We start from the raw sequence: 20,838 nt of genomic DNA, 5'->3' as shown, positions 1-20,838 counted from the left end.
AAAGGATATTATATGAAGCAAAACAATAATATTTATACAAAGCAGTTTTATAAGAAGAATCACTTAAATTTTGCGGGAACTGTGCTTACACTCTTAATCTTTGTAATCACACAGGTAGCGATTGCTGTTGTCCTTCAGTTATTTCTTGACGTGGCATACGGCGGCACCATGAAGGAATTCTGGAGGGCTATGATAATCTTTGCTATTGTTATGGCTGCGATGGTAGTCACACAGTTTATGAAGAAGATATTTCTGAATCATTTTATAAAGCGGGCCTTGTTGCAATATAAAAATTATATCTTTGGAAGAATCCTGAATAAAAATATAAACTCTTTCCATAAAGAGTCTTCCAGTACTTATCTTTCAGCATTCAGTAATGATCTGGCTTCTATTGAGCAGAACTATTTAAGAGGTACTTTTGGTATTATTTTGCATGGAGCTATGTTTCTTGGAGGAGTAGCTGCAATGGCGTATTATAACTGGAAGATTTTCCTTTGTACTATGCTGGCCAGCCTGTTGCCCATACTGGTGTCCGTTCTGTACGGGAATAAACTGACGAAAGCGGAAACAAACGTATCAGAGGAAAATGCTACCTTTTTAGATCTCTTAAAGGACTTGCTGGCTGGTTTTCCGGTTATTAAAAGCTTTAAGGTAGATAAGGAAATCTATCATAACTTTGAAGAAAAAAATGGAGAGCTGGAGCAGACCAAAAAAAGAAGAGGCGACCTTAATGACTCTGTTGAAATACTTAACATCCTGTCAGGTCTGGTTGTAGAGCTGACGGTATTTGGTATGGGTGTATATTTCGCCTTACAGGGTGTTATCACAGCAGGTGTGGTAGTTGCTTATATTCAGCTGCTTAATTATGTCTTAGGTCCTATAAATAGTTTAGGGCAGCTGATCGTTAACAGGAAAGCGGCAGGAGCATTAATTGATAAAATAGGAAAGCTGGCTGAGGTCAGTGAAGACCCGGAAGGAAGCCGGGAGCTTACGGCTGTTGAAGAGGGAATAATTTATGAGAATGTTTCCTTTGGATACGAAGAAGGCGCAAGAACCCTTAAGAATGTGAATCTTAAGTTTGAGAAGGGTAAGAGTTATGCTATTGTAGGAGGTAGCGGCAGTGGTAAATCTACACTGGTAAATCTTTTATTAGGATACCACAGGAACTATGAAGGACAGATTAAGTTTGACAGGCATGAGTTAAGAGAAATCAACTCCTCCAGTCTGTATGATATGGTATCCACCATACAGCAGAATGTATTTGTTTTCAATAATAGTATCGCCGATAATATAAGCCTGTTTCAGAAGTTTGACCAGGAATTGTTAGAGTATGCCATCAAATGTTCCGGATTAACGAAATTAATTGAAGAGAAAGGACCGGAGTATAAATGCGGAGAGAATGGTTCCAATCTCTCCGGTGGGGAGAAACAGCGTATCTCAATTGCCAGATGCTTAATCAGGCAGACCCCCTTTCTACTGATGGATGAAGCAACGGCAGCTCTGGATAACCAGACCTCCAGACAAGTAGAGGAAGCTATCTTAAGTATTGGCAATCTCACAAAAATAATTATCACCCATAAGATGGAGGAGAGTATTTTAAGCAAATACGATCAGATCATAGTAATGAACCAGGGGATGGTGGCTGAACAGGGTTCCTTCGAAGATTTAATAGAAGCGAAAGGTTATTTTAATTCCTTGTATGCAGTTAACAAAGCTCCGGTGGGAAATTATGAGAAGGAATCAGTAGCATGATAATAATTAAATAGGATTAATTTAAGTCAAGTGTAAATGCTATAAAGGGTGAGTTTTTAACTAAATTTACCTTTTGTAGCTTTCTTTCTCTACTGTAACACTTGACATTATGGCGGTTATCCGATATTATAGGTAGAAAAAGTGGCTGCAGTAAGTCAGAAATAATAGTTTTTACTTCTTTCAATGAGGAAAAGACGGTTATTTGTGACTTTTTTTATGTTGCAGACTTACCCGAAGCGGAAACTATCAAGGAAACACGTATCAGTGAATCACAAAAGCAAAAAGATGTTATTATAATAGTAGGTAACATTTTATTTGAAAGGCGTTGTATGGTGAAGAAAGATTCGTTTGTCATAAAAGGGAATATTATATTTATGAAATCGAGGTCAGAGCTGGTGACAGTTGACAAGGGATATCTGGTATGTCTTAATGGATTGGTAGAAGATATATATAAAGAACTTCCTGATAAGTATAAGGATCTGCCTTTAACAGATTATGGTGACAATCTTATAGTGCCGGGGCTTATTGATATGCATACACATGCGCCTCAATATACCTTTGTGGGACTTGGTATGGATATGGAGCTGATAGATTGGCTTAATACTAATACCTTTCCGGAAGAGCGTAAATATTCTGACAGGGAATATGCAAGGAAGGCATATAAGATATTCTGCAGAGATTTACAGGCAGGTGCCACTACAAGAGCCTGCATCTATGCTACAGTTCATAAAGAGGCTACCCTTGATTTAATGGATATGCTGGAACAGACTGGCCTTAAATGTATGGTTGGAAAGGTAAACATGGACAGGAACTGTCCTGATTTCTTAAAAGAGGATACCAGTAAATCTATTGAGGATACAGTTGAATGGCTGAGGGCATGTCAGGGAAGATATCAAAATGTCACACCGGTGATTACCCCCAGATTTGTACCAACCTGTACGGATGAGCTGCTGGAGGGACTTGGGCAGATACAAAAAGAGTATAAGGTTCCGGTTCAGTCACACCTTTCTGAGAATTTTTCTGAAATCAAATGGGTGAAGGAACTCTGTCCTGATACGGACCATTACGGAGAGGCGTATGACAAATTTGGCTTGTTTGGTGAAAACGGAACAGCAGTGATGGCTCATTGCGTTCATTCCACAGAGGAAGAAATTGCCCTGATGAAAGCAAAAGGTGTCTTCATTGCTCATTGCCCTGACTCTAATACCAATTTGGCTTCGGGAATTGCTCCGGTGAGGAAATTTATTGACCTTGAGCTGAGAGTGGGGCTTGGAACCGACATGGCCGGAGGTAATTCCAATTCTATTTTTCGCACCATGGTCTCTGCCATACAGGTGTCAAAGCTTCGCTGGAGACTTAAAGATTCTTCGCTAAAACCCTTGACTGCCAAGGAGGCGTTCTATCTTGGAACCATGGGCGGGGGAGCTTTGTTTGGCAAGGTCGGAAGTTTTCTGCCGGGTTACGAGTTGGATGCTTTGATTATAGAAGACAGCAATATACAATCACAAAAAGCACTGACATTAGAAGAAAGACTTGAGAGAGTTATCTATCTCTCTGATGACCGTCATATTAAGGGGAAATATGTAGCGGGTATACGATTGGCAGCAGTCTGATTCTATTTGATTGATTAATTCAGCAAATACGGTAGTCAGAATAAATATAGAAGTTTTACAATACCATTTAATTTACATGCCGGTTAGGTGGCAATATGAGAGGCGAGGATAAAAAGATGAGAGTGAAAAGCGTAGTAGAAAAGCCAGAGGAGAAAATACTGGATGCAGCATTGGATGTGGTGGTTGAGAATACCATCTGCGGAACCAGAATGCATCTTATAGCTGAAAGAGCCGGAATGGTACAATCAAACCTTCATTATTACTATCGGACAAAAAATGATTTGATGCTTGCTTTGCAGAAGAAGGTGTTAAAAAGATGCCTTGATTTAAGAGAGAGACTGAAAGTTGAGGCAGATAATACACTGGAGGATCAACTAGAGGTATTTATCAAACAGAAGTTAGAGTTTATCTTAAATGAAAAGAAATATGATTTTGCAGAAATTGATTTCTGGGTACAGGGGCATACCAACCCGGATATCCAGGAAAATTTTGATGCTTCTTTTGAAGGCTGGCGGAAGGAAATCAGAAAGATGCTTGATAACTATGCACCTGGACTTTCAGAGCAAAAAAAGAATTTTCTGCCCTATTTTATTGTATCAATTCTGGAAGGTGCCTCCATGCAGTATCTTATTAATGAAGACAGATTTGATGTAGAGGAATATTTTAAATACAGCAAAGAGGTTATATTAAAGACTATACTGGAGTAATGCTGCGGATCAGTACATAAATCTGCACTGAGAACAGTACAGAGAGCAGTAAGAGTACACCGGAAGATTTAAAATATATTGAATAGTAAACGGTAAGCGGAAAAAATGGTTGAGTAGTAAATAGTAAGCAGAGAAGATCCAGTGAAAAAAGTGTTGAAAAGAATACAGAAAAAGAACTCAAAACAAAAAAGAACTCAAAACAAAAAAGAACTTATAAAGAAAAAGTACTCAAAAAGAATACAGACAGAAGCCAGCTAAATAAGAACTGACAGAAGTTTAAGGGGTAAGTTTGCTTTATGGTATATCCCTTTAAGAAGGATGTGAAAAATTTGAAGACGATTAAAACAACAGAAGCAGCAGGGCATGTACTATGTCATGATATCACACAGATAATTAAAGGTGAAATAGATGATGCTATCTTCCGTAAAGGACATGTGGTCAGGGAGGAGGATATTCCGGTCTTACTCTCCATCGGAAAAGAGAATCTCTATGTCTGGGAGAAAAAAGAAGGAATCCTTCATGAAAACGAAGGAGCGGATATATTGTATGGTCTCTGCAAAAATGAGAATATGCTGCCGACTCCGGTGAAAGAGGGCAAAATAAATATAGTTGCGGACAAAGACGGACTTTTTAAGGTTGATAAAGAAAGACTGTTTCAGATAAATTCTCTGGGAGAAATGATAATTGCCACCATGCATAGCAATCAGCCGGTGAAAAAGGGAGATATGCTTGCAGGCACCAGGGTGATACCTCTGGTTATTGAAGAGGAAAAGATGAATAAGGCCAAAGAAATCGGAAATGGTGAGCCGCTGATGCAGTTGCTGCCTTTTACGGTAAAAAAGGCAGCCATCATTACCACAGGAAGCGAAGTGTTTCATGGAAGAATTAAAGATACCTTCGGGCCGGTAATCCGTAATAAGCTTGCAGAATACGGAGTTGAAGTTATCAGCCAAGAGATATTAAACGATGAGAAGGAAAAGATAACAGCAGCAATTAAAAAGGCAATAGATTCCGGTGCCCAAATCGTATTATGCACCGGAGGTATGAGTGTTGACCCGGATGATACGACTCCAGGGGCCATCAAAGATACTGGTGCTAAGGTAATATCCTATGGTGCTCCTGTCCTTCCTGGTGCTATGTTTATGCTGGCTTATTATAATAACAGGGCTATCATGGGATTACCTGGCTGTGTAATGTATGCCAGACGAACCATATTTGATCTGATGCTTCCAAGGGTTCTGGCAGAGGATCCGGTTACCGCAGAAGAACTGGCCGCCTTGGGGCATGGTGGGCTCTGCTTAAACTGCGAAATCTGTACTTTTCCGAACTGCGGGTTCGGTAAATAGAATAGAGGGATGCCCTGTTTTATTTGATGAGCAGGATAGAGGAGGTGATGGGATGATTTACAAACAGCTAATAGAGGAATTGGAAAAAGACAAACCTATGCGGCTGGTAACAAGACTTCAAAAAGCAGAAGGAGAGGTTGCCGTTGATCTTAAACGTTATCTGGAAGAAATCAATGGTGCTGGGGCTGAGAGAAGATCAAAAGAGGAATTATGTATTTCGGAAGTATTTTATCCAAAGGAACGGCTGATAATATTAGGCGGCGGGCACATTGCTCTACCTTTGGCAGAGTTCTCTGCCAAAACAGGATTTCAGGTGACGGTTGCAGATGACAGGCCTTCCTTTGCCAGTTCGGCCAGATTCCCGGAAGCAGAGACAGTTATCTGTGACAGCTTTGAACATATTATTCCCAGGCTTCGGATTACCCGAAATGACTACATTGTAATTATAACCAGAGGTCATCGCCATGATATGGATTGTCTGAAGAGCATCCTAAACTTACCGGAGACGATCTATCTTGGAATGATTGGCTCCAAAAGAAGAGTAAAGGCAGTACTTGAACTCCTGGAAAAGGAAGGGTATGAAAAAGAGAGACTCCAACGGGTGTGTACCCCTATCGGGCTTTCCATTGGTGCCGTAACACCGGAGGAAATCAGTATTTCCATTCTGGCCCAGCTCATTGAAAGGAAACGCCTGGGAAACCACATACAGGCACAGGAAAAAACAGAGGTAGAATATGATCTGCTAGAATTCCTGGCAGCAGGCAGTTCAGAACCCATGTGTATGGTTACGGTGACGGAAACCAGGGGCTCTACACCCAGAGGAAAAGGAGCTAAGATGGCAGTCTTTCCTACTGGAAGTGTAAAGGGCAGTATAGGTGGTGGCTGTGCGGAGGCGGAAATTATCCATGAAGCAGTAACGATGATTGGGACAGGGAGATACAGACTTCGAGAGATAGACATGACAGGGGATGTGGCCGAATCAGAAGGTATGGTGTGCGGTGGAACAATGAAGGTTCTAATGGAGGATTATAATCCTTGGAATAGCCATTTCTATTAATCAAATAGTTTTATATGTTTATTCTGTATAAATTCTTAGGTTAATTCTTAGGTTAGTTTGCAATGTAAAAAAGGGTTTGACATTTATAATACAGGGTGATAAACTACTAAACATAAAAAGAACTCACGGGCGAGATATATTACAGCAGGTAATGTATTTCGCTTATTTTGCATATTCATATATCATATTAAAGGTGTCGGTTAACTTATCTTGACCTTCTCTGAATAATATAACGCAGGCTTGCATACAGCAGGAATTAGCTGCCGTTTATCAATAGTAGTAGGAACCCGGTATATCCCGTTTTAGAAATTGGGATATAATTTTTATCGGCATAAATTAGATTGACTAGTCAATCTAGTGTAAAAGAAGAGGAGGAGTTATGGATACAGATGCAGTAATATTAGCAGGGGGCCTCTCAAGCCGGGCAGGAGGTTTTAAGCTGGAGCTGCTGATTGGAGGAAAGCCTTTGCTTGCCCGTGTAATTGAAGTATTTTTACCCATCTGCACAAATATCATCATAGTAGGAGGATATTCCATAGAGAGACTTTATCCTTTAATTGAGCCTTATGGTGACAGAGTACAGCTGATATGGAATAAAGATTATGAAAAAGGGATGTTCTCCTCCGTAAAGACTGGCATTGCAGAAGTAAAAAGCCCCTATTTCTTTCTGACGCCTGGAGATTATCCTTTTCTTACAACAGAGCTCTGTAAAGAACTGTTAAAGGAAATACCGGGCATTGTAAAACCCAGCACTGCAAACAGAGGAGGGCATCCATTACTGCTTCCCAGGCAGGCAGCAGAAGAAATTCTTCCATTGGAGGATAGTGCTGATTTACAACAATATCTGCATACAAAGAAAGTAAAACGATTCCTCATAGAGGATGAAAGGCTGCTGTTAGACATAGACACCCCGGAAGACTATGAAGAGGCAAAGGGAAAGCATAGGTTATAACCTTAAAAAGGAGAGATTCTTATGGAGTTGGGAATTGTAAACGGACTAGTCTATTTAGACGGACAGTTCAGAGAGGAAAATATCTATATTAAAAACGGCAGGATAGAAGCTGTTACGAAGAGTTACCTTCCCTGCGAGGAGGAGTTTGATGCAGAGGGTGCCAAAATACTGCCAGGTTTTATTGACCCCCATGTTCATTTTCAACTAAAGGCAGGCAAGAATACTTCGAAAGATGATTTTTATACCGGCTCTGTGCTTGGAGCTCTGGGAGGGGTAACTACATACATCGATTTTCTCGATCCCATACAAAGCAGCGCAGAATTTGAAAAGGCTTTTAGAGAACGAATGGAGCTGGCGTCTTTCAGTGCTACGGATTACAGCTTCCATACCACTATTGCAGTACCGAAGGAAGATGCGGCAAATCTTTTGAAAGCAGGGATAAGAGCAGGACTTCCCTCCCTTAAACTTTTTACGACCTATTCCGATACGGATAGAAGGACCTATGACAGGGACATTGACAGACTCCTTCAGGTATCAGCTGAATTAAAGGGACGTATTGTTATTCATGCAGAAAACGATACCTTGATTGATACCAGAACGGATATTCTTGTGAAAGACCACGAAAAATCCAGACCCGTATTAAGTGAAAGAACAGAAATCCTAAAGCTTGCTGAAATGGCAAAGGAACGGGAAGGACAGTTATATATCGTGCATGTCAGTGCCGGCAGCTCTGTCAAACTTTTGGTTAGGAATTACCAGGAAGAGCTTAAGAAGGGAAGGATTCTCTTAGAGAGCTGTCCCCATTATTTTTTATTCCACAGCGGATATTATGAAAAAGAAGACGGGTATCGCTATACCATGACTCCGCCTTTACGGGAAGAGAAAGAAATGCAGTTACTCAGAGAACAGATTGATAATCTTACGGTTATTGGAACGGATCATTGTCCCTTTGATAATAGTTTGAAAAGAGAAAAATATACTTCTCAAATTCCTATGGGTATCGGTGGGATACAATACTCCTTTTTAACGATGTATGAAGCTTTTGGCGAAAAGATCATACCAAAATTTACAGAAGGTCCGGCAAAAGCGTATGGACTTTATCCCAGAAAAGGAACGCTGCTTCCCGGAGCAGATGCAGATATTGTAGTTTTTAAAGGAGAGACAGAGCATCCGATACAGGATGCGGAATCTGTTTATAACGGAAACAAAGTAAAGGGAGCTGTCTCTCAGGTATTCCTAAGGGGAGAGCAGATTGTAAGAAACGGAATATTCCTTGGAGGAAAAGGCCGCTTCTTGAGACGGGAATTGTAAAGAAGCTGTCAGGAAGGAGAAGCTAGGATATGCTTTTAATAGGTAACGGAGCAGTAGTAGCCAGGGATGAGGATAACACCTTTTATGACAACGGAGCAGTCTGCATTACAGATAATTATATTACAGAAGTTGGGCCTTATCCTTTACTAAAGGAGAAATACCAGGAGGCTGAGTTTGTTGATGCCAAAGGCGGTGTAATCATGCCGGGTCTTATAAATACGCATCACCATATATACAGTGCTTTTGCCAGAGGTATGAACATACCGGGGAATAACCCTCAGAATTTTTTGGAGATACTTGAGGGGACCTGGTGGAGGCTCGATCGTGGGCTTACGCTGAAACAAAGCAGTTTAAGCGCCAGAGCAACCTATATGGAAAGTATCAGGAACGGTGTGACGACCATCATCGATCATCATGCCAGTTACGGTCATATTAGGGGAAGTCTTGCAGCAATTGCAGAAGCCGCCAAGGCAAGCGGTGTAAGAACCTGTCTGGCCTATGAGGTCTCTGATCGTGACGGCAGGGACAAGATGCTTGAAGCAGTCAGGGAAAACAATGAATTTGCAGCTTACACAAAGGCAGATAACACCGGTAGGATAAGTGCCCTGATGGGATTGCATGCCTCCTTTACCTTAAGTGAGGCTACGCTGGCTTTGTGCAGAGAAAACACAGAGAAGCAGTCCGGTTTCCATATTCATGTGGCAGAAGGCTTAAAGGATGAAATGGACTGCAGAACTCTCTATGGCAGTTCTGTAGTAAAACGCCTGTTAAAGGAAGGAATCCTTGGGGAACATACAATTGCGGCACATTGCATACATATTGACGAAGAGGATATGGATATCTTAAAAGAGACAAATACCATGGTGGTTCACAACCCGGAATCCAATATGGGAAATGCGGTAGGTGCTCCGAAGGTATTAACCATGTACAAAAAAGGGGTGCTGCTGGGCCTTGGAACCGATGGGTATACTTCTGATATGCTGGAATCGTTAAAGGTAGCCAATATCCTTCAAAAGCATGAAGCCAAAAATCCTTCTGCTGCCTGGACAGAAATACCAGAAATGCTCTATTTTAATAATCCTGCTATAGCAGAACGGGTCATGAGCAGTAATCCAAAGGGGAAAGCAGGGCTTGGAAAACTTGTTCCCGGAGCTTTTGGAGATGTGATAATTATGGATTACAAGCCCATAACACCACTTACCAAGGACAACATTAACGGGCATATACTTTTTGGTATGAGTGGAAAAGACACCTCAACCGTGGTGGTTAATGGTAAGATTCTGATGAAGGAGAGGCAGCTCTTGACAGAAGACGAAGAAAAAATGTTATTTCAATGCAGGGAAGCTGCTAAAGAGCTGTGGAATACAATATAAGGGTTAAAAGGAAACGATTTAAAGAGTTGTGTAGTAATAAGCCGTTCAGTAATTCGTACAGCACGGCTGAAGCAGGGATTGCCGGAAGGGTGGATTTGTATGAGTGATAAATTGAGACCAATACCATTTAAAGAGTTGCTACGGCAGTCAGTAATGGAATATAAAGAGACGAAAAGCTTTTATGGAGTTCCGGTTATCAGACCGGAGAAAATATTTGAGTGCCTGATGGTAAACGGACAGAGGATAGAAACACCTTTTGGCCCGGCAGCAGGCCCCCATACCCAGCTGGCACAAAATATTCTGGCAGCATACGCAGCAGGTGCCAGATATTTTGAACTAAAGACTGTTCAGGTAATGTGGGGCGAAGAGCTTGGGATCGTTAAGCCCTGTATCTATGTAGAAACGGAGGCCTATAACACAGAATGGTCCTCTGAACTGTCACCGGAAAAGGCGCTGGAGGAATACATAAAGGCCTGGATACTGCTTCATTTACTGGTGAAGGAGTTCGACCTTGGGAGAAACGATGGCTTTGTATTCAACATGAGTGTGGGGTATCAACTGGCGGGAATACAGTCTCCTGCTGTCAATGCTTTTCTGGAAGCTATGAGGGAAGGAAAAGATACCACTGTTTTTAAGGTATGTACCGGGACTGCCATAGAGGAAAAGGAACTGTTTGGGAAGGTTACGGAGGACTTTATAAGAACTATCCCCTCCTGCATCAGTGACACGGTAACCCTTTCCACCATGCATGGCTGTCCCTCCGGAGAGATTGAGGAAATTGTTCTCTATCTGATGAAAGAGAAGAAACTGAATACTCACCTAAAATGTAATCCGACCCTTTTAGGTTATGATAAGGTGAATGAACTACTGGAAAAAGGCGGCTATTCCTATGTGGAAATGAACGAGGAAATCTTCCGCCATGACATCAGTTTTGAAAAAGCGGTTGCCTTAATTGGAGGACTGAAAGAAAAGAGCATGGAACTGGGAAAGGAGTTTGGCATTAAGCTTACCAATACTCTTCCAGTAAAGATTATTAATCAGGAGCTTCCGGGAGAGGCTATGTATCTGTCCGGTCCGGCGCTTTACCCCATAACCATAGGAGTTGCAGCAGCTTTACGAGAAGCACTTGAAGAAATAATAGAAGAAGATATTGCCATGTCCTATTCTGGAGGAGCTGACAGCGGAAATATTACAGCTATATTAGAAACCGGCATCAAACCGGTCACAGTTTCCACCCTGCTATTAAAGACCGGGGGGTATAAGAACCTTACAGCCCTGGACAAAGCCATTGCAGCAGAGCTTAAGGAAATTCCTGAAACAATAGACAGAGGCAGATTGACTGCATTGGCAAAGACTGCCCAACAGGATAGCTGCTACCATAATAAAGGCAAGAAGAATAAAAGAACCCCAGCCAGTGAATACTCGGCTTTTTGTGCTAAGTGCAGACAATGCACCGATGTCTGTCCTAACAGGGCAAACAAAAAGACGGAGGAAGATGAAAAAGTATATATCCTGCATCGCGACGGTTTATGCAATGAATGCGGCAACTGCGTATATTTCTGCCCTTTAGGGCACATTCCCTATAAAGAGAAGTTTACCCTTTTTGAAACGCCGGAGCTGTTCCTTGACAGTATGAATCCCGGTATATGCAATGGGGAGAGCAGCTATCGAATAAGATGGAAAGGGCAAATCTGCGAGGTTTCGGCAGAAGTCCTTGAGGATACTAAAAATGTTACAGAATTAGGACCATCGGATATTGATAAGCTTCTTAAGGAAATAACGGATAAGAAAAATTGATATGCAGCTTATGAAGTAAAACAGTTAACTGGAATATTTAAGATAATATTCGGAAAAGAGGTAGGTATGAGTTTTGAACTGGTTCATTTTGAACGGAAAGCTGCCGGAAAGAAAGATATAAGCCATTTAGGGCCTGAGGCAGCAAAAAGGGCACTGGATTTTCACAAAAGCTTTGATATTTATGAAGAAACACCTTTGGCAGCCTTGAAAGAACTTTCAAAGCAGCTTGGCGTAAAGGGAATTTATGTGAAGGATGAATCCTACCGCTTTGGGTTAAATGCCTTTAAAGTATTAGGGGGCAGTTATGCCATCGGAAATTACATTGCAGAAAAGTTAGGAAAAGACCTGTCAGAGCTTCCTTACCGCAAGTTAATTTCTGAAGAGGTGAAACAGCAGACCGGCGATATTACCTTTATTTCTGCAACTGATGGAAATCATGGCAGAGGAGTCGCCTGGACAGCTAATAAATTAAAGCAGAAATCCATAATCTATATGCCAAAGGGCAGTGCCTTGGAAAGACTTGAAAATATAAAAGCAGAAGGGGCATTGGCAGAAATTACAGAATTTAATTATGATGATGCAGTTCGCCTTGCAGATAAACAGGCAGGAGAAAAGGGCTGGGTATTGGTGCAGGATACTGCCTGGGAGGGTTATGAAGATATTCCCACATGGATCATGCAGGGTTATACTACCATGGCATATGAAGCGTATAAACAATTAGGGGAAGTAAAACCCACTCATATCTTTGTGCAGGCGGGTGTCGGTTCCCTGGCAGGTGCCGTACAGGGATTCTTTGCCGGTGTTTATGGAGAAGACAGACCTGTTACTGCAATTGTTGAGCCGAATGAAGCAGCCTGCATCTATAAGACTGCCAAGGCAAATGACGGCAAGATACATCCGGTAACCGGAGACATGAATACCATTATGGCGGGGCTTGCCTGCGGTGAACCAACCACTGTGGGCTGGGAGGTCTTAAAGGATTACTCCGATTATTTTATATCCTGCCCGGATTATTCGGCAGCGCAGGGGATGAGGGTCTTGGGAAATCCCATAGGAGAGGACAGAAGGGTCATATCCGGTGAAAGCGGTGCAGCGGGATTTGGTCTTTTCTATGAAGTGCTTACGAATCCCTCTTTACTATGGATAAAGGAGGAACTTGGTATTAATGAAGATTCCGTTGTATTGTTCTTTAACAGTGAAGGAGATACGGACAGGGAGAATTATAGAAAAATTGTATGGGATGGCTTATATCCCAGACCATAATAAGCAGCATACCAGCATAAAAGCAGGAAAGGCGGGAAAAGAAAGATGCTAAACAATATAAGAGAAGAAGAGGTAATACAGCTGTGTCAGAAATTGGTGCAGGCAAAGAGCTATTCCGGTGAAGAGGAAAGAGTAAGCGAAGAGCTGACGGAGTTTTTCTACTCCAAGGGATTTGATGAGGTAATAAAGGACAGCTATGGAAATACCATCGGCATTATGAAAGGAAAACGCCCTGGTAAGAAACTTTTATTTGACGGACATATGGACACCGTACCCGTTGGGAATATCAAAGACTGGACTTATCCGCCCTTTGAGGCAGAAATCCATGACGGGAAGATCTATGGCAGAGGGACCTCTGATATGAAAGGAGCCCTTGCAGCCATGGCGGCAGCCGCAGCTAATTTTGCAGAGGATACGGATAAGGATTTCGCCGGTGAAATCTATGTTGCCGGTGTAGTCCATGAGGAATGCTTTGAAGGAGTTGCAGCCAGAAAGATAAGCCAGGCAGTAAAACCGGACTTTGTTGTAATAGGTGAAGCTTCCGAGTTAAATCTGAAAATCGGTCAGAGAGGAAGAGCTGAAATAAAAGTGGAGACCTTTGGTGTTCCCGCACATTCTGCCAATCCTGAAAAGGGTGTCAATGCCGTATACAAGATGGCAAAGATTATCGAAGCCCTCCGGGGACTGACGCCAACAGAGCATCCGGTGCTTGGGAAAGGTATTTTAGAGTTAACAGATATCAAATCCAGCCCATATCCAGGTGCCAGTGTAGTGCCGGAGTATTGCAGTGCTACTTATGACAGGAGACTTCTGGTGGGAGAAACCAAAGAAAGTGTACTTGCGCCTATTGAAGCCTTGCTGGCGGAGCTAAAAAGCAATGATCCTGAATTAAAGGCCAGGGTATCCTACAGTGTGGGAAAGGAAAGCTGCTATACCGGAGAAGAAATTGAAGGGGAAAGATTCTTTCCCGGTTGGCTGTTTGACAAAGAAGAAGCGTATATTGAGACAGTGCTCACAGAATTAAAGGAAATGGGCTATTCACCTGCCATTACCCAGTATAATTTCTGTACCAACGGAAGCCATTATGCAGGAGAAGCAGGAATTAAGACCATTGGAATGGGTCCATCCAAAGAAAATCTGGCACATACCATAAATGAATATATAGAAATCGATCAGTTAACCCGTGTAACTGATAATTATTACGGTATCATGAAAGCATTACTGCGTTAGAAGCAAAGGAGGCCCCTTATGCAGATACTTATAAAGAATGCTCTGATCGCAGATGGCAGCAGGGCACCACTATATAAAGGTCATATTATAGTGGAAGACGACAGAATAAAAGAGATAAGCACGGAAGCCCTCCTGACAGAAGACGGCTTTGAGGAAATAATAGAAGGAGAGGGGCTTGTTGCGGCTCCAGGCTTTATTGACACCCACAGTCACAGTGATTTAAAGGTATTGACAGAGCCCCTTGTATTGCCAAAGGTAATGCAGGGTATTACAACGGAGGTACTGGGACAGGATGGTATTTCAATGGCGCCACTGCCAAAGGAATATATTGATTCCTGGCGCAAGAACATAGCCGGGCTGGATGGTGAAAGTGACACTATCAACTGGGGATATGAAACCACGGAAAACTATTTAAAGCAGATAGAGGAAGCAAGACCTGGTATCAACGAGTCTTATCTGGTACCCCATGGAAACGTGCGTATGGAGGCTATGGGACTTGCTGACAGAGAACCATCTGATGAAGAAATAAAAAAGATGTGTGAAATCACCAGAAGAGAAATGGAGGCAGGATGTCTGGGACTCTCCTCAGGGCTGATTTATACACCCTGTGCCTATTCAGAAACTTCCGAGATTATTGAGCTGTGTAAGGTAGTGGCGGAATATGACGGTGTTTTTGTAGTTCATCAGAGGAGTGAAGCAGATACCATACTTTCCTCCATGGAAGAGATTATTGAGGTGGGAAGAAAATCCGGTGTTAAGATTCATTATTCCCATTTTAAAGTATGCGGAAAGGACAACTGGGATAAGCTTGAGGATATGCTTCGGCTGCTGGACAAAGCCAGAGAAGAGGGTATCAGGGTATCCTTAGACCAGTATCCTTATGTGGCCGGTAGTACGATGCTGGGTATAATTCTACCCCCCTGGGCACATGACGGCGGTACCAATGAGCTGATTAGGCGTCTTAAGGAGGAAGGGCAGCGGGAGAAGATGAAGCAGGATATAAAAGCGGGAATACCTGGCTGGGATAATTTTATTCAGTTTGCAGGTGTAGAGGGAATCTTTATAACCAGTACCGCATCCTTGAAGAACCGCGAACTGGTAGGAAAAAGCCTGAAAGAAATCGGTGAACAAAAAGGCATAGACCCCTTGGAGGCAGCTTTTGATCTGCTGGCGGAGGAAAACAATGCCGTAGGAATGGTGGACTTCTATGGTACAGAAGAAGCAGTGATTAAGATACTGAAAAGAGAAGAAATGAATGCCTGCACCGATGGACTTCTTTCGGGGAAACCCCATCCACGTGTGTATGGCTCCTTTCCAAGGATACTGGGAAAGTATGTACGAGAAGAAAAAGCATTGTCCTTAGAGGAAGCAGTGTATAAATTAACGTATAAAGCAGCCCAAGCCATGAACTTAAAGGACAGGGGGCTCTTAAAGGCCGGTTATTATGCGGATATTACTATATTTCATCCGGACACCATCATAGATAAGGGAACCTATACAGATCCTATACAGTATCCGGAAGGAATCAGCCATGTACTGGTAAATGGGCAGATTGCCGTAAAGAACGGTAAACATACAGGAAAACAGGCAGGAAGAGTCTTAAGACGCCTTTTTTGAGTGTCAAAAGACTTTCATAATCCACTAAGATAAAAAGAACACACTAAAAAAAGCTCAATACAGGTAAACGGAGGGATACAATGTACCAGTTTTGGATAAATAACAAAATGACAGACACGGAAGCAGACGTTAATTTATTGGAATATATGAGGGATGACCTTGATATTACTTCCGTAAAGAATGGATGTATGGAGGGAGCCTGCGGAGCCTGTATGGTGCTTCTTGACGGGAAACCTGTAAGAGCCTGTCTTTTGACAGCTTCAAAGGTCCAGGGGAAAAGGATCATAACGGTGGAGGGACTTTCCAAACGAGAGCAGGAGGTCTACGCTTATGCTTTCTCAGAAGCAGGTGCAGTTCAATGCGGTTTTTGTATTCCGGGAATGATTATCAGTGCCAAGGGGCTGTTGGATGTAAATCCAGATCCATCAAGGGCTGAGGTAAAGAAAGCAATCAAGGGAAACCTCTGTCGCTGTACCGGATATGTCAAAATCGAACAGGCGATAAGGATAGCCGCAGAATATTTAAGGGAAAAAAAACCGCTGCCGGTTCGTGAATTTACCGGTCAGGTCGGTGAACGGAGCCACAGACCCGATGCACCGGACAAGGTAATTGGAAAGGCAAAATTTGCGGACGATCTAAAGGCACCTGGTATGGTATATGGTTCTGCTCTTCGTGCGGAGTATCCCAGAGCCCTGTTAAAAGCAATCCATCTGGAGAAAGCACTTGAACATCCGGAGCTGATCCGGATTGTTCTGGCAGAAGATATACCCGGGGAGAGGGTAATCGGTCATTTGACCCTTGACTGGCCGGCAATTATAGCGGTAGGTGAAGAAACCAGGTACCCGGGTGACTCTGTCTGTCTGATCGCAGCCAAATCTAAGAAGGCAATTAAGGAGATAAAGGAACTCATAGATGTGGAATATGAGGAGCGAACACCATTGCTTTCCGCCAAAGAAGCCATGAAGGAAGAGGCTCCCCTTATACATAAAAGCGGTAATATCTATAGAAGAGAGCTTATACAGAGAGGGGATGTAGAGACTGCCCTTTTGAACTCTGCCCATGTTGTAACCAGAGTCTATCATACACCGGCACAGGAGCATGCTTTTCTGGAACCGGAAAGTGCACTTGCTGTTCCGGAGGAAGATTCCCTCACAGTCTATACCGGAGGTCAGAGTGTTTACGATGAATACAGAGAGATTGGAATGCTCCTTGGTATTCCCAAGGAAAAGCTCAGGATAGTCAGTGCCTATGTCGGCGGTGGTTTCGGCGGGAAAGAGGACATGAGTGTACAGCATCATGCAGCCTTATTAGCTTATCTCTGCAAACTTCCGGTAAAGGTTACATTGTCCAGAGAAGAAAGTCTGCGGGTACACCCCAAACGCCATCCTATGGAAATGGAGCTTACCACCGGTTGTGACGAGTTAGGAAAGCTTACAGCTATGCGCCTTCGCCTGGTGGCAGATACAGGGGCCTATGCTTCCCTTGGAGGACCTGTGCTGCAGCGTGCCTGCACCCATGCAGCGGGACCCTATAATTATCAGAATATTGATATAATCGGGCTCTCTGTCTATACGAATAATGTGCCTTCCGGAGCCTTCAGAGGTTTTGGAGTTACCCAGACGATGTTTGCCACGGAATGCAATTTAAACCTGTTAGCTGAAAAGGTAGGCCTTGACCCCTTTGAAATACGTTATCTGAATGCAATCCGTCCGGGGCAATCCCTGCCCAATGGTCAGCTTGCCGATGAAGGTACCGGCATGGTGGAGACACTCGAGGCAGTGAAAGAGGAATATTATAAGAATTATGACAGGGCAGGAATAGCCTGTGCCATCAAGAATGCAGGCGTTGGAGTTGGAATACCCGATACAGGCAGAGTGCGCTTAAAAATCGTGGAGGGCAAGGTATCCTTAAGAACAAGTGCGGCCTGTATGGGCCAGGGAATAGCCGCAACCATGCGGGCAATCTGCTGTGAGACTACGGGACTAAAGGCTTCTGAGGTTATCGTGGCAATGCCGGATACAGATATCACACCTAATTCCGGTACCAGTACAGCCTCCAGACAGACAGTAATAACTGGTGAAACCACAAGAAGAGTATCCCTTAAATTAAAGGAGGCATTAAAAGAGCATACCTTACAGGAACTGGAGGGAGAAGAATTCTATGATGAATTTGTAGGTATAACAGACCCCATGGGCTCTGGCAAACCCAATCCTGTCAGCCATCTGGCATATGGTTACGCAACCCAGGTGGTCCTATTAAACGACGAAGGCAAAGTTTCGAAAGTAATTGCTGCCCATGATGTAGGAAAAGCCATCAATCCCCTAAACGTAGAAGGACAAATTGAAGGAGGCGTAGTTATGGGCCTCGGGTTTGGCCTTACGGAGAATCCCAAAATCGTAAACGGAAGACCAACGGCCAGATATGGCACACTGGGACTTTTTAGGGCAACAGAGGTTCCTGAGATACAGACCATCCTCATTGAAAAGAATAATGCAGAACTGGCCTATGGAGCAAAAGGAGTCGGAGAAATTCCTCTGATACCAACATCACCTGCAGCGCAGGCCGCTTATTACAAATGGGACGGCAAGTTCCGTACAAGTCTGCCCCTTGAAGCTACACCATACAGCAAATAATAAATATGCAATTATAGAACCGAAGATGAGCTCCTCATCTATCCTGTGCAGTGCAGTCTAACCTTAAGAAGTAACGCTAGTAGCTTGCAGCATTTCTTAAGATTAGACTGCTACTATCATGTAACTAATACAACCTTATTAAGTTTATAAAAAGTTGTTTCAACTTAACGCTCACACATATAATTACCTCTGGAGCATACAAACTGATTAAGTATCAGAACTCTGTTTTCATCCGATTTCAGGAAATTTGCACCAGGCAGAAAGGATGAATGCGCCTATGGAAATGTATTAGAAGTCCTTTTCTCTGAAGCTTTTATGCTATATCATCAAACAGATTGTCTGAGCGAAGCGAGTTATCTGTTTGATGATATGCCAAGCATAAAAGCTTCAGAGAATTAGGACTTCTTATACATTGGAATTGAAGCATGAATCTTTCTGCCTGGTGCAAATTTCCGTCCCCTTTATAAAAACTAAATTTTTTAAATACCCCCAGATACCAATAAAATCTAAAACAAGCCTGTAAAATTACATAATATTACATATAAATCAGAAATAATTCTCATAAATCCGTCGAAACCATCAGATAAATAAGCAGTACCTATAAGTTGCATAAACAGTCCTTATAGGTGCATAAATATTTTAAATTATGGCCGCAAAATGGCTTGTTTTCCATTGCATGGTACGGTAATTTGTGATAGACTGTCAGAAATGGCGCGGCAAAGGAGGTCTTTTTCTTGAAACCTTATAAAGAAATGTCCAGAGAAGAGTTACTGGAATTAAGAGAAGATTTAAGAAAGCAATACAAAGCAATGAGAGGTTTGCATTTAAGTCTTGACATGTCAAGAGGTAAGCCTTGTATTGATCAGTTGGATATTTCTATGGAGATGATGGATATCTTAAACAGTTCCTCAGATTTAACCTGTGAAGATGGCACGGACTGCCGCAATTACGGTGTTCTTGATGGCCTTGCTGAAGCGAAGAAGCTTATTGGAGATATGATAGAGGTTCCTGCTGAGAATCTTATCATATATGGAAACTCCAGTTTAAATATAATGTATGATGCTATTTCTCGTTCCATGACCCATGGTGTAATGGGAAGTACCCCCTGGTGCTGCCTGGATAAGGTGAAATTTCTCTGCCCGGTACCCGGTTATGACAGACATTTTGCAATTACCGAATATTTTGGGATAGAGATGATAAATATCCCCATGACAGAAGAAGGACCGGATATGGATCTGGTGGAGAAATACGTAGCGGAGGATGAAGCCGTTAAGGGTATCTGGTGCGTTCCCAAATATTCCAATCCCCAAGGTATAACCTATTCGGACAGAGTAGTGAAACGCTTTGCCAGGTTAAGACCGGCAGCCAAAGATTTCAGAATCTATTGGGATAATGCATACAGTCTACATCACTTATATGAAGATGATCAGGACAATATCCTGGAAATTCTTGAGGAATGTAAGAAAGCCGGGAATCCGGATATGGTTTATAAATTTTCGTCCACCTCCAAAATCAGTTTTCCTGGATCTGGTGTAGCTGCTATAGCAACTTCTCCCAACAATCTGGTGGATATCAAGAAACAGCTTGGTATACAGACAATCGGACATGATAAGGTAAATCAGCTGCGGCATGTCAGATATTATAAGGACATAAACGGTATAATCAGCCATATGAGCAAGCATGCTGAAATCCTAAGACCAAAATTTGAGATCGTATTAAACAAATTGTCCGAAGAACTGGAGGGACTGGAGATTGGTTCCTGGTACAAACCCAAAGGCGGTTATTTCATTTCCTTTGATACCTTAAATGGCTGTGCCAAAGCAGTAGTAGAGAGAGCCCAGAAAGCTGGGGTTAAGCTAACAGCAGCAGGTGCAACCTATCCTTACGGCAAGGACCCTGAGGACTGCAATATCCGTATAGCACCTTCTTTTCCCCCGGAGAAGGATTTAAGGACAGCGATGGAACTCTTTACCCTGTGTGTAAAGCTGGTTAGTGTCGATAAGTATCTGTCAGAGGAGAACTAGTAAAGGGACAGATATATCGTATTAGTGAAATATTAGAGGCAATTAAGATATAGGACAGGCTCAGAGCTGCCGGAAAGGTAATAGATTTCCGGCAGTGCCTTTTGTCCATGACAGCTTATCCACAAAAGAAAACTGAAAAAAGCTTGTACATAAATTTGCTTGA

Annotated in this window: 14 protein-coding genes; all 14 read left to right on the top strand. The window is 42.6% G+C overall.

Features of this window, described 5'->3' with window-relative positions; all coding sequences use genetic code 11:
• Nucleotides 1-12: 12 nt before the first annotated feature.
• A complete protein-coding gene (locus R2R35_RS10000) occupies nucleotides 13-1,752 on the top strand; it encodes an ABC transporter ATP-binding protein (RefSeq protein WP_317734394.1) in 1,740 nt (579 codons plus the stop codon).
• Nucleotides 1,753-2,081: 329 nt separating this feature from the next.
• On the top strand, nucleotides 2,082-3,365 hold the full coding sequence (gene guaD, locus R2R35_RS09995) for a guanine deaminase (protein WP_317734393.1): 1,284 nt from the start codon (nucleotides 2,082-2,084) through the stop codon (nucleotides 3,363-3,365).
• 95 nt (nucleotides 3,366-3,460) lie between these two features.
• The gene (locus R2R35_RS09990; protein ID WP_317734392.1) at nucleotides 3,461-4,072 is read left to right on the top strand and encodes a TetR/AcrR family transcriptional regulator; all 612 of its coding nucleotides are present in this window, start codon (nucleotides 3,461-3,463) and stop codon (nucleotides 4,070-4,072) included.
• A gap of 329 nt (nucleotides 4,073-4,401) precedes the next feature.
• Complete coding sequence (locus R2R35_RS09985) at nucleotides 4,402-5,418, top strand: molybdopterin-binding protein (protein ID WP_317734391.1); 1,017 nt, start codon at nucleotides 4,402-4,404, stop codon at nucleotides 5,416-5,418.
• A 52-nt stretch (nucleotides 5,419-5,470) separates the two neighbouring features.
• Nucleotides 5,471-6,475 (top strand): XdhC/CoxI family protein, encoded by a 1,005-nt coding sequence (locus R2R35_RS09980; RefSeq protein WP_317734390.1) that lies wholly within the window; start codon nucleotides 5,471-5,473, stop codon nucleotides 6,473-6,475.
• A gap of 379 nt (nucleotides 6,476-6,854) precedes the next feature.
• Nucleotides 6,855-7,427 (top strand): nucleotidyltransferase family protein, encoded by a 573-nt coding sequence (locus R2R35_RS09975; protein ID WP_317734388.1) that lies wholly within the window; start codon nucleotides 6,855-6,857, stop codon nucleotides 7,425-7,427.
• A 21-nt stretch (nucleotides 7,428-7,448) separates the two neighbouring features.
• Nucleotides 7,449-8,738 (top strand): dihydroorotase, encoded by a 1,290-nt coding sequence (locus R2R35_RS09970; RefSeq protein ID WP_317734387.1) that lies wholly within the window; start codon nucleotides 7,449-7,451, stop codon nucleotides 8,736-8,738.
• 29 nt (nucleotides 8,739-8,767) lie between these two features.
• Complete coding sequence (gene ssnA / locus R2R35_RS09965) at nucleotides 8,768-10,111, top strand: putative aminohydrolase SsnA (RefSeq protein WP_317734386.1); 1,344 nt, start codon at nucleotides 8,768-8,770, stop codon at nucleotides 10,109-10,111.
• Nucleotides 10,112-10,210: 99 nt separating this feature from the next.
• Nucleotides 10,211-11,908, top strand: coding sequence for a 4Fe-4S dicluster domain-containing protein (locus R2R35_RS09960; RefSeq protein ID WP_317734385.1), 1,698 nt, complete (start codon nucleotides 10,211-10,213; stop codon nucleotides 11,906-11,908).
• 66 nt (nucleotides 11,909-11,974) lie between these two features.
• Nucleotides 11,975-13,171: a diaminopropionate ammonia-lyase gene (gene dpaL / locus R2R35_RS09955; protein WP_317734383.1), complete on the top strand. Its 1,197-nt coding sequence runs from the start codon at nucleotides 11,975-11,977 to the stop codon at nucleotides 13,169-13,171.
• 45 nt (nucleotides 13,172-13,216) lie between these two features.
• Nucleotides 13,217-14,401 (top strand): YgeY family selenium metabolism-linked hydrolase, encoded by a 1,185-nt coding sequence (locus tag R2R35_RS09950; RefSeq protein WP_317734381.1) that lies wholly within the window; start codon nucleotides 13,217-13,219, stop codon nucleotides 14,399-14,401.
• 18 nt (nucleotides 14,402-14,419) lie between these two features.
• On the top strand, nucleotides 14,420-16,018 hold the full coding sequence (locus tag R2R35_RS09945) for an N-acyl-D-amino-acid deacylase family protein (RefSeq protein ID WP_317734380.1): 1,599 nt from the start codon (nucleotides 14,420-14,422) through the stop codon (nucleotides 16,016-16,018).
• Between the two features lie 80 nt (nucleotides 16,019-16,098).
• Nucleotides 16,099-18,651 (top strand): selenium-dependent xanthine dehydrogenase, encoded by a 2,553-nt coding sequence (gene xdh / locus R2R35_RS09940; protein ID WP_317734379.1) that lies wholly within the window; start codon nucleotides 16,099-16,101, stop codon nucleotides 18,649-18,651.
• A gap of 734 nt (nucleotides 18,652-19,385) precedes the next feature.
• Nucleotides 19,386-20,675: an aminotransferase gene (locus R2R35_RS09935; protein ID WP_317734378.1), complete on the top strand. Its 1,290-nt coding sequence runs from the start codon at nucleotides 19,386-19,388 to the stop codon at nucleotides 20,673-20,675.
• The last annotated feature ends 163 nt before the right edge of the window (nucleotides 20,676-20,838 follow it).

Origin of the sequence: Anaerocolumna sp. AGMB13020, assembly GCF_033100115.1 — a bacterium.
In the GTDB taxonomy this organism is placed as follows: Bacteria; Bacillota; Clostridia; order Lachnospirales; family Lachnospiraceae; genus Anaerocolumna.
This window is presented reverse-complemented; position numbering and strand designations above follow the sequence as displayed.